General features: G+C 36.2%; 7 protein-coding genes. 5 read left to right on the top strand and 2 right to left on the bottom strand.

The genetic code is table 11. From position 1 onward, the window contains the following. Positions 1–159: 159 nt before the first annotated feature. Positions 160–4,191: a hypothetical protein gene (locus tag EHQ59_RS08510; RefSeq protein ID WP_341867144.1), complete on the top strand. Its 4,032-nt coding sequence runs from the start codon at positions 160–162 to the stop codon at positions 4,189–4,191. Here the strand turns inward: EHQ59_RS08510 and EHQ59_RS08505 are convergent. Beyond that, positions 4,188–5,273 carry an aminopeptidase gene (locus EHQ59_RS08505; protein ID WP_135619252.1) on the bottom strand — a complete coding sequence of 362 codons (1,086 nt, stop codon included), beginning with the start codon at positions 5,271–5,273 and terminating at the stop codon, positions 4,188–4,190. The genes EHQ59_RS08510 and EHQ59_RS08505 overlap by 4 nt on opposite strands. A 3-nt stretch (positions 5,274–5,276) precedes the next feature. Between EHQ59_RS08505 and EHQ59_RS08500 the strand changes: the two genes are divergently transcribed. From EHQ59_RS08500 to purM, 4 genes are read left to right on the top strand one after another with little or no spacing between them, the layout of a single operon-like run. After that, positions 5,277–6,407: a S1C family serine protease gene (locus EHQ59_RS08500; RefSeq protein ID WP_135619251.1), complete on the top strand. Its 1,131-nt coding sequence runs from the start codon at positions 5,277–5,279 to the stop codon at positions 6,405–6,407. Between the two features lies 1 nt (position 6,408). Then, a complete protein-coding gene (locus tag EHQ59_RS08495; RefSeq protein WP_135619250.1) occupies positions 6,409–7,710 on the top strand; it encodes a pyridoxal phosphate-dependent aminotransferase in 1,302 nt (433 codons plus the stop codon). Then, positions 7,711–8,523, top strand: a complete 813-nt coding sequence (gene murI / locus EHQ59_RS08490) for a glutamate racemase (protein ID WP_135619249.1) — start codon at positions 7,711–7,713, stop codon at positions 8,521–8,523. Then, a complete protein-coding gene (purM, locus tag EHQ59_RS08485) occupies positions 8,516–9,544 on the top strand; it encodes a phosphoribosylformylglycinamidine cyclo-ligase (protein WP_135619248.1) in 1,029 nt (342 codons plus the stop codon). Before murI ends, purM begins: the two co-directional genes overlap by 8 nt. Here purM and EHQ59_RS08480 read toward each other — a convergent pair. After that, the coding region (locus EHQ59_RS08480; protein WP_135619247.1) for a PAS domain-containing sensor histidine kinase at positions 9,534–11,608 on the bottom strand (2,075 nt) is incomplete at its 5' end. The two genes, purM and EHQ59_RS08480, sit on opposite strands and share 11 nt — an antisense overlap.

The raw sequence follows: 11,608 nt of genomic DNA, 5'->3' as shown, positions 1-11,608 counted from the left end.
GCTAAGTCTAGACAAGTAGAAGCACAAATTTTTCAAAAAAGTGAACTGCCAAGAGATGCAAATCAACGTTACCAGCAGCTTGTGGATGTCCTTTTGAAATCCGCACCTAATAAGGATTTGGATAAACTGTTCCATAATTATAGCCATTCTGTTTTTACTATGCAGGAATCGTCTGAAGTAGATCATGAAACAAAAAAGAAAACATTAACTGAATTTTTTTCAGATATACTGTTATGGAAAGAAAGAGAATTAAAAATTTGTAAGTTAGAGCATGATTTTTGTTTTTTGAATTTCAGAATCGCCAATCCAAAATTTGATCTTTATTATGGAACTGGATTGTATTATTTGGCATTGCAGAATCGTATTGAAAATAAAGAGTTTTATTCTGTATTATCCGAATCCATCAACCATTTAGAAAATCCCGGTCTCGTTGATCCTAAATTGATTGGTTTAGTCGGTGATCCAATTTCTAGACAAACAAGGGTTCGCGTTTTACTCAATTTATATTCCATATATATGATGCTAGGTGATGAGCCAATGGCAGAAAAAAAATGGAAGGAAACTTCGGAACTTGCTTATGAATTTCGTTTAGATGAGGAAAAGTTTTGGTCGAATGCCATTCGTGCGAAATGGGAATTGGAAGTGTCTACTTCTCCTGGAAAGTATGAACCTTACTTAAATGAAGCTTACCAAACATATCAATCCAATTTGCCAGTTCGGATGTTTACACCAAAACATAGATTGGTTGGTTTTTTAGAAATTTATTCAAAGGCACAGTTACAAAAATCGAATTTGGTTCCTGTTGTGAATCTTTGGGAAAACTTTCGTAGTTTGGAATTATTTCGTGATTTAATTTCAGCGCAATTTGAATTTGAGGATTCGAAACTCAATGTCAACTACCAAGACATTCGAAAATGGTATCATCAATATAAACGAATCGCAACTCAGACCATTGAAAAAACAATTAGAAGAGAATCTGTTGTTTCTCAAATCAAACAAGAGTCGATGGAAGCAGGTCGTCTAACAAAACTTTTAGAAAAGTTAGTCACAATTTCTCCTGAAAGAAAATACTTTTTAGATCCAAAACGTACAACCAGTGATCGATTTTTCCCTGAATGGAATGGGTATTATCAAGTTGGAAATGTGATTCATCGTTTTTATTTCAAAGACGGAAAACAGTTCCATGTCTTATGTCAAAATGATTCCGATTTAAATTCTTGTTTACCAAACTTAGGATTTGAATTCCCTCAAATGCAAATCCTCGGGAAAGGAATCGATGGAAAACAATTAAACCAAATTGTATCATTATCCAAACAACAAGGAAAACACCCATCCATTATCTTTGATCGAAACCATACAGAACTCTTTGAAGAACGAAATGAGAGGCGATTGAAATGGGTGACTGTCTTCGGTGGTGATAAAAAAAGTTTCCAAGACTCTCATATTCGTAGCGTAAATGAAGGAAATTTGGGTATTCTTCTCTCAAATACTGACTATCTGGTTTCAAAACAACCTTTGGATAGGCAAACAAGTTTGTTTGGTGATGATCTTACGCAAGTATTACCTTTAAGGGAAATGTTCCAAGGAAGTGGATCTGAAATTTCGCTTGTTGGTTTTAGTAGAGATAACTTTATTTCAAAACAAAATTGGGATCGATTGGGATATATCTACGAAGTATTACGTTCGAAACGAATTCAAAATATTGTACCCATTGATTTAGTTGAAGAAAAAGAATTAAATCCTTCTAAACTTGAAGATTTTGCTAAAAAACAAAATTCATTTATCATCGGTAATTGGAAACCTTATCAAATTTCGAATGAGAACTTAACACAAAGTGCAATTCAGTTTATGGATTTGGGATTTCAAAACGAAAAAGCAAAAGAAACGAGCGAAGCATATGAAAATTATTATACGGCCTCTACTTTGTTAGATGATGAGAATAAAAAACTACCCGCTTTGGAATTAAAACTTGCTAAGTTACGTTCTGAGATTTTTCCATCAGTTTCTAAAAAGTCAATTTTCCGTCCTTTATGGAAAAAATATGCAAACTCACCCTTTCAAAATCAAATTCGATATGAATATCTAGTGTCTTGTTTTTCTTCTAAGGAAATGGAGGATTGTTCGTATGATTCGAAAGATTTTATTGGAGCCGAACGTGATACTTATTTAGGAGCACTTGCATTCTATTCCCAACTTAGATCTGGAAAATTGAATGAGTTCAAAACAAAAGATCTTTCCCGTGCACAAATTGAAAAAGAAGAAGATCCTTTTTTGCAGGCGTATCGTTTGGGAAGTTTATACATTCAAAATTATATGTTTTATGAAGCAGACCAAGAGACAAAAAAACTCTCACAATTGGCAAAAACAGCAAAAGAAAAGAATGTAGTCAAAAACAGAATTATGGAAATATATTTCCATAAAGCATTTGTGTTTGGTGATAAGAACATTTATCTAACTCCACTTAATTCAACATCCGCTTACAATTATGGTTTTAAAAAAGATTGGAAACCTTTTGATGAAAAAATCCTCTCGCGGGATTTTACGAAATTCGGTTATTCCGATTCTATTTACGATTCATATCGATTGAGATTATATACCTCTTGGAAGGATTTGTTGCAAACTGGGTATACCGAGGTATTAACTTTGACACCAGAATATTTAACAAATGGTCAATCAGTTCTGACAAAGTTATCCCATTTGAATCGAAGTTTGTTTTTCCATTTATTATTGAATTCGATACCATTTCAAAAAAACCAAGAAGTGAATTCTTTGTTTGAGTTGTTGCTGCAAATGGAAGAAGAAGAGGGCAGAGGATACAGAGCTTTATTTTTTCAACTCGAGTTAGCAAAAGCTTTATATTTACGTGGTGATTGGGATTTGGCAGAGCAAATCATCACTAAAATGCAGAAACAAACTGTTAACTTAGGGGAAGGGAATTCGTATTGGACCGAAAAGTGGAATGACTTCAAATGGAAACGTGATTATCTAAAAAACCAAGTTGGCAATTCTTTAGTCACTCCAAATCCATTTCAAAAGGTATATGAGTTATCTAAAAACAAAAAACCAGAAGAATACATTGCGATTTTAAATGAATTGAATCGTAAGAATAAAAATGAATTCTTAAGTCCAGAATTGAAAAAGGAATATGAGTTTTTATTTCATTATCTCTTACAACTGTGTTTGGATAAAAATAGTTCTGAAAGTTTTTTTGATATAGCTGTCGCGCGGGAGATCTTCCGGTATACTTCTGAAAGATTTTCAAACGAAGTTCTGTATGTGAAAGAAATACCTACATTTGAAGTGTATGCAGAGAAACTTAAAAAAAAGATGACCGGTAAACAAGAGTTTCATGGTATTTTTGATTTAGGTAAAAAAACATATTTACTGAGTTTTGCATCAGGTAAGTCCCTCGGTCGCGAACTTTTCCCAGACAATAAATCCATTTATCGAGAATTGGTTCGTTATTTCCGCTCCTCGGAAGCTGGTAGCCAAGAAGTAATCTTAAGAGAATCATTGGCTGACAAATACCGCACCAACTTACGACTGAATCAGAAGAATAGGCATTATCTGTTTGCTTCGGGCATTCATTCTGTAGTTCCTTTGTCGATTCCCGAGACAGAATATTATTCAGTTTCCTCTATTTCCGATTTTTTGATGAACGAACCTCTTAAATTGAAAGAGATTTCTCCGAAAAAACCTAGTGTGTCTACGATTGGTTACCGAACTTCCTTGGAAAATGAAATCAGTGCCGGACTTGTTGTTTGGGAAACAAATGGAAATAAGGACACTTCGTCACCATATATTGTAGATTTTTCAGAACTAGGTTGGTGTCATTCTACATACCTCTGTTTGGATGGAACTGCCTTATATAATATAAAACCAAAAGGGAATGCGACAGCTGTTGTGTATGCAAATCAGAATATTGGACCATCGTTGCAATACACGAATGATTTTAGTGGAATCGCATATTATTTATCCAAAGCCAAAAAAGGATTATTTGTTTTGCATTCCGGTACGCAAGTGGGCGTTCATAATTTGTTTTTTATGCGAAAGTTTTTGAGCCAAGAAGAACTCGAAAAGCCACTTCATATACGGTTGTTAGAAGGTAAAAATGCCGCAAAACTACATTCTATTGATGATCGGTATTGGATTGGTTACAAACTTTACACAACCGCTATGATTGAAGACTAGGGAGAAGGATTTAAAAATTCCTTTCGCGATTCTTCTGGCATTTGAAATAGGTTTTGAACTTCTTTGTGGAAGGTAACTAGGTTTCGATTCGATTTTTCGTAAAGCTTAAGAAAACTAACTTCTCCTGAATGGTAACGAAGAGCGCCTAAAAAATCTTCGTTGTTCCATTCTCTAACCAAAAATTCTTTTGATTTTTCTTCAGGGATTAAATTCTCCGATATGATTTTGTTTTTGAAGTTGAGAATGATTGATTTTTTTAATTCTAATTTTTCATTCCTATCACGATTGCTTTCATACACTTCTTTCAGTTGGTTGGCATATTGTTTTAGAAGTTTTAAAATTGTTTCTCTTTTGATTTTTTCTTTTTTGAATTTTAGCAAATGAGGACTATTTTCTCCCTCCTTAGTTTTGTAAAAAATTTCAGTTCCAATTTCTTCTACAAAACTCGCATAGGATTCGTTGAGTGTCGTGTCCCCTGGCAAATAGGCTGTGGCATGTGCCATTTCATGGATGACGAGTCCCACCAAACGATGGTCAGGCCAAGTTAATTGTGGGGAAAGGACTGGGTCCGAAAACCATCCCAAAGTGGAATAACCACCAATTGCTCTGATCCTTGTATCATAGCCTTTGATTTTTAGTTCGTTTTCAAGTTCTTTCGCCAATTCTTTGTTAAAGAATCCTTTGTAGGGAACTGTGCCTGCTATGGGAAACCACCATGTATACGATTTGAGTGCCAAGGATTCGGAGGCGCTCACATTCCAACCGATTTCTTCCCGATCCAATTCTGTGAAGTATTCAAATCCACCTTTTTCGTTTAGCGCTAGTTCTTCGATGGCAAACTTCCGCACTTCTTGGATTAAACTTAATTTTTGTTTGGTTTTTGGTTCTAGATTTGGTTTGGCTAAGACAGTTTCAATTTTTTCTCTGTTTAAAATGATTGCAGATTGTTCCTTCCCTAAATGGTATAAATACGGTAAACAACTGGTCAGGAAAAATGGAAAGAACAACATTGTCATGAACGTTCTCATCTTTTTGATTCGACACAGGAAGGGAATCGGCAAAAGTGGAAGGGGTTTTGGCATTCTATGGAAAGAAAAAATTCGATTCCGCCAGTCGTCTACATTAACTTTGCACTAGTCTTTGTACTTTTATTCGCGATCTTCTTTCCAGAAATCCGATCGGCCACGACAAAACTTTTTTCCTCCCCAAAACCGATCTCGGCAAGCAAACAAAGCCAAGCGATTCAAATTCAGTCTAGTTTTCGGAATGTCTATCGGGAAGCCCAACAATTCGTGGTTTCCATTCGAACCAAAAAAACAGAAATGATTTTTCACCCCTATGCCTTTGGCGAAAGCCGAGAAGATCGGATTTCTTCCATTGGCAGTGGCTTCATCATTGATGAACGTGGGTTTGTGGTGACCAATTACCATGTGATTAAAAACGCCGAAATCATTGAGATCATCATGTCCGATGGTCGCATTTTCCCCGCACGTTATGTCGGAAGCCATGAACGAGCAGACATTGCTCTACTCAAGATCCCGAGTGAAGACAAATTCACCCCAGCGTTTCTCGGCAACTCTGACGAAATTGAGGTAGGAGACTGGGCGATCGCAGTGGGCTCCCCATACGGATTGGAAAAAACCTTCACTGTGGGAGTTGTATCGGCAAAGTCTCGGGAGGATTTGGATGAAACAGGCCAAACTCATATTCAGACGGATACAGCGATCAATCCAGGTTCCAGTGGTGGACCTCTTCTCAATATCTATGGAGAAGTTGTGGGCATTAACCGGATGATTCGTTCTTCTAGTGGCGCAAGTGCAGGCATTGGATTTGCCATTCCCATCAATTATGCCAAACGAGTTCTTCGCCAAATCGAACAAAATGTAGGCCAGAACATTCGTCCTGCAACTCTTGGAGTCATGGCAACTGCACCCCTTCCTGACCATAGGCGTTCTTTAGGAATCCCCAGGGAAGCTGTGGGAGTCCTTGTTTACGACATTGAACCAAACTCTGCGGCAGAAAAAGGGGGACTTCGACGTTACGACTTCATCGAGGGTGCCAATGGACTTGCCATCCGCCATATCAATGATTTGCGCGAACAAGTGGGTCTCGTTGGTCTCGGAGGCGTCTTACGGTTGAAGATATTAAGGGATACCCAAGAGATGGAATTATCGATCCCTTTGGTGGAAACCACATACCAAAAGGGCAAAAAATGATATGAGAAGAAATATAGTCCATTCGGGGGCAGATGCCCTCATTTACGAAATTCGCCAAATTGTCGCCCTTGCCAAACAAATTGAAGCAATGGGTGTTCCCATCACTTGGGAAAATATTGGGGATCCTATCCAGAAAGGGGAATCTATTCCTACCTGGATGAAAGACATTGTCAGTGGACTTGTGAACCAAAACAAATCTTGGGCCTATACCGCCACCCAAGGGGATGAAACCACTCGTAAGTTTTTGGCTGGAAAAGTAAACGAGAGAGGTGGTGCGCAAATTACATCGGAAGACATTTTGTTTTTTAATGGTCTCGGTGATGCGGTCGCAAAAATATTTGGATTTATGAGAAGGGAAGCGAGGATCCTTGGCCCTTCTCCTGCTTACTCCACTTTATCTTCAGCAGAAGCAGCTCACTCTGGTTATGAGCACTTAACCTATGAACTCAATCCCAATAATGATTGGATGCCTGACTTAGAAGACATTGAAAACAAAGTGAAATACAACGATTCGATCGCTGGAATTTTACTGATCAATCCAGACAATCCAACCGGTGCGGTGTATCCAAAAGAAGTGATGCGAGAGATTGTCAAAATTTGTGAGAAGTATGATATCATTTTAATCTGTGATGAAACTTATGCGCATGTAAACTATTCTGAATGGGGTAGTATCCATTTGTCAGAAGTTATCGGTGACAAAGTTTGTGGATTTGCACTTCGATCTATTTCAAAAGAATTTCCTTGGCCAGGTGCTAGATGTGGATGGTTAGAAGTTTTTAATCGAAAAAATGATCCAACATTTGAGAGATATATCAAATCGTTGTTAGATGCAAAAATGTTGGAAGTTTGTTCTACAACTCTTCCTCAACTTTCGATACCATTGGTGTATTCCCATCCTGAATTTTTAAACCACTTAAAATCTCGGAATTTGAAATTCAAAAAAAGAGCGGAGAAAGCAACACAGTTGTTATCAGGAATTCCTGGTGTAAAAGTAATCCAACCCAAAGGTGCTTTTTACCTGACTGTTCTTTTTGAAGATGATGTTTTAAAACCACATATGACTTTACCAATTCAAAACGAGAAGGTAAAAAACTTTGTTGCACCTTTGATGGAGAAAGCTGCTCTAGATCGCCGTTTTGTTTTACATCTACTAGCATCTGCAGGGATCTGTGTTGTCCCTCTCAGTTCTTTTTGTTGTAGTCGAAATGGATTTCGTGTCACCTTACTCGAAGAAGACGAGACAAAGTATGAATGGATTTATAAAACTTTAGCTGAGAATATTAAGCAGTATTTAGCATCTTAAATGAATTCACGCGGAAGATACAAAATAGGCATCTTTGACTCTGGTTTAGGTGGACTTTCTGTATTGCGTACTCTATGGAAAGAAACTTCTAATATTGATTTTATCTATTTTGGTGATTTGATTCATGCACCATACGGTCAAAAATCAAAACAAGAAGTCATTGAACTTTCAAAACACGCTTTTGAGTATTTGATTGAAAAAGATTGTGAAACAGTATTATTTGCCTGTAATACAGCCACTTCGGCCGCTGCTGATTTTTTAAGAAAACAACACTCCATTCCCATTTTTGGAATGGAGCCGGCCATAAAACCAGCGCTAGTTGAGAACCCAGGTGTCAAAATTGCTGTGTTTGCCACTGAACTTACGTTAAAAGAAGAAAAATTTAAAAACTTGGTTTCAGGTCTGGCCATCGGAACTGAAATTCTCCCTGTGCCATGTGAAGGTCTTGCGAAGTTGATTGATTCTGATAATTGGGAAGAAGCTTGGAATTATTTAGACACCAAAATTAAAAATGTCCTTCCTGAAACACAAATCATTGTTTTGGGTTGTACCCATTATGTTTTTCTCAGGGAACGGATCAGCTATCATTATCCAAACTTAAAAGTATATGATGGAAATCTAGGGACTTCTCTCCATATGAAAAATGTATTACAATTGCCTGATGGTTGTAAGGAAAACAAAAATCAATTGGACATTCTTTTGAATACACCTGAATCAGACTACGTTCATCTTGCAGGTAGAATTGCAAAAACCATCACACCGAATCATACCTTATCTCTCATTAATACCACTATAGGAAAACTCCATGTCTAACCAAAATAAAGTAACTTACAAAGATGCTGGAGTTGATACCGAGAAAGGGCAAGAGTTTGTCCAAAGAATCAAAACCAATGTTGCATCCACACATAACAAGAATGTATTAGGTGGTCTCGGTGGATTTGCCGCTTGTTATGATGTTAGTTTTTTGAAATCTTACCAGGAACCAATTTTATTATCAGGAACCGATGGAGTAGGAACAAAACTTCAAATCGCAAGATTACTTGGAATTCATAACACAGTTGGAATCGATTTAGTTGCGATGTGTGTGAATGATATTTTGGTAAATGGTGGTAAACCACTCTTTTTCCAGGATTACATCGCTTGCGGTAAACTCCATTTGCCAACGATGGAAGCCATTGTTTCTGGTATAGTGAAAGGTTGTACCTTAGCAGACTGTGCACTGGTGGGTGGCGAAACGGCAGAACATCCAGGTGTGATGCCTGATGATGAATATGATTTAGCTGGATTTGTTGTTGGTGTTGTTGAAAAAAACAAAATGATTGATGGAAAATCTATCAAAGCGGGAGACACGATCATTGGATTGGCATCTTCTGGTCCACATAGCAATGGTTTTTCGCTCATTCGTAGACTTTTACTCAATGATGGAAAATTACCTACATCAGAATCAGAATTAAAATTTTTAAAAGAACATGTTTTTCTTCCTACCAATATTTACGTAAAAACCATACTTTCACTGATCGAAAAAATATCTATCAAAGGTATGGTTCACATAACAGGTGGAGGATTTTATGAAAATATTCCTAGAGTTCTACCAAAAGGTATTGGTGCTGAAATTTTTTCTCTACCGGAATCTTATGTTTTCTCTAAACTAGAAAAAGATCATTCTTTAGATCGCCATGATATGTATGGAACCTTTAATATGGGAATTGGTTATATCCTAGTTGTGGATTCAGCTTCGGTAGACAAGGTAATGGAAACATTGGAATCTCTCGGGGAAACTTCCTATGTGATTGGGAAAACAAACGATTCTGGAAAAATTTCCATTAACCTTTAAAAGGGAAAACAACTTTAAATATCGTCCTACCTGGACTTGAGTCGAAACTAATATTGGCATTATGCCTGTTTACAATTTCTTTCACAAGATAAAGTCCAAGTCCCAATCCATCCCCTGATGTTTTCGTAGAGAAAAATGGCATGAAGATTTTTGGTTGTTGTTCATATGGAATTCCCGTTCCTGAATCTTCGATTTCCACTACGACAGAATCTCCCATTTTATAACTACGAATCCAGATGGTGCCTTTCGAAGATACTGCTTGGATGGCATTCCAAATGATCTGGCTCCAGAGTTGCACCAAATCTCCTTGGATACATCGAATTTTACCTTCAAAATCTAAATTCAGAATTAAGTTAATATCGCGTAAAAAGAATTCTTTATACAATGAAATAGCGGAATGGATTGTATCTTTCAAAGAAAAATCAATTAACTCTAGATTGGATTGCAAACCAGCAAAGTTTTTTAATGTAAATGTAATCTTTGAAAGTCTGCGAATGGAATAATGGATATGTTCTGATGATTGTTTCAGCAGAAGGAATTTTTTTAATTTTTTGAAATCATCTTGGGTTTCGATTGTGGATTTAATTTTACTTAATATGGATGGAGAAAGGTTTCGTATTCCAGAATCAACAAATAGTTCTGCTAATTGTTCCGGATAAAAAATTGAATTTTGTTTTAATAATTCTGTTAATGATTTTCTTGTTTGGCGATTGGAAAGTCCGGTGAGGATTCTCAGCCCTGAATCATTGGAGTTGATGATTAAATTTAAAATTTCGCTCAGTGGTTTGTTTTTTTCATCTAAACTTTCTTCCTCCCATTCCGAAATCAAAGTTTCAACGGAAGATTTGATCATACCAATTGGATTATTGATTTCATGGGCAAGTCCTGATACTAGTTGCCCAAGTGAGGCAAGTTTTTCATTTTGAATCAATTTTTCCTGAGCTTCTCGTAACGCAAATAACGCAGAATTTAATTCTGTGTTACTTGTTTGTAATTCGATGGTTCTTGCTTTAACTTTCTCCTCTAATGATTTGTTTAATTCTTTTAATTCAAGTTCGGCTGTTCGTTTAGATGTTTGATCAATTCCTATCCAAATGATTTTGGAAGGTTCATTTTTATTATCACGAATGATCCCTAGTCTCCATTCTAAATATAAGGTTTGTTTGTTTCGGTTAACAAATCTTAGAATTAGACTTTCAGCAATATTTTGAATTTCATTGATATCATCCAAAACCTCTTTTAAAAATTCTTTGTCCTCTTGAATTAAAATTACATTTTGAATGTATTCTCCGATGACTTCTTCTTTGGAGAGTCCTAGGATTTGTAAGGCGGCAGGATTTATGTTTTCTAATAAACCTTTTGAATTGGTTAACAAAATTAAATTAGCGGCATTGTCAAAAATCGTAGAATTTAGATTTTTTTCTTGTAAGAGCGAAATCTCGATTCTTTTGGTACTTGTAATATCCAATGCAACAACATCAATTCGCTTTTTGATACCTAAGATATCATTTGAAACATTTACATAATGTTCTGTCCAAACAATGGATCCGTTTGCGTGCACCATACGTAATATAATTGGTGATTTCCCTTCGTATAAATCTTGGATTTTGTGTTGGTCCTCCGGAATCACAATATCTCGAAAGAAATCTGGATTTTCATAAAAGAAGTTAATCCCATAACCCGTGATTTCTTCCATTTTGGAACTAATGTAAGATGTCCTTGGTTCTGGAATAAATTCGATATTGTAAATAATCGCAGGCAATTGGTTATACATAATCAAAAGCCGAACGTTTACGTCCTTAATTGCCTTTTGTAATGTTTCCAATTCGAACAAGGATAAATTTAGTTTTTTGGTTTGAACTTGGAAACTAAAAAGGATACAAGCCACTCCAAATAAAAACATAAATAATGTGCTAAGAGTATATCCCAAAGGAAGATACTTTTCTAAAGTAAATAAATAAGGGAAAAACAATCTTTGTAGAGATAACAATATGCAAACCATTAGAAAATATACTCTGAGACCAGTTGCATATTCTTTTAGTTTGAATGTAATTATTCCAAATG

The organism is Leptospira kemamanensis (assembly GCF_004769665.1).
Classification (GTDB): domain Bacteria; phylum Spirochaetota; class Leptospiria; order Leptospirales; family Leptospiraceae; genus Leptospira_A; species Leptospira_A kemamanensis.
Note: the sequence above shows the minus strand (reverse complement) of the source record. Positions and strands in the feature narration are given on the sequence as shown.